Source organism: Halorubrum sp. SP3 (assembly GCF_005435195.1).
Taxonomy (GTDB): Archaea; Halobacteriota; Halobacteria; order Halobacteriales; family Haloferacaceae; genus Halorubrum; species Halorubrum sodomense.
This window is the reverse complement of record NZ_SGTU01000705.1, coordinates 1-236: the sequence shown is the minus strand read 5'-3', so window position 1 is coordinate 236 and position 236 is coordinate 1. Positions and strand designations below refer to the sequence as shown.

Sequence of the window (236 nt, the reverse complement as noted above, 5' to 3'; positions counted from 1 at the left end):
GGTCCCGTCCGCGTCGATCACGAACACGGCGCGCTGCGCGACCGTCTCGACGCCGTAGTGCTCGAAGTCCTCGATCACGTCGTACGCCTCGATCGCGCGGTGGTCGGGGTCGCCGACCAGCGCGAACGGGAGGTCGTACTGGGCCCGGTACGCGCCGAGCGCGTGCGGGAGGTCGGTGCTCACGCCGAACAGCGTACAGTCGTCGCGGTCGAACCCGTCGCGGAGCGCCTCCATCT

At 70.8% G+C, this 236-nt stretch carries 1 protein-coding gene; it reads right to left on the bottom strand.

All coding sequences use genetic code 11. The features are described from left to right. A partial coding sequence (locus EXE42_RS18015) for a redoxin domain-containing protein (RefSeq protein WP_137707139.1) occupies positions 1–236 on the bottom strand: 236 nt, incomplete at both ends.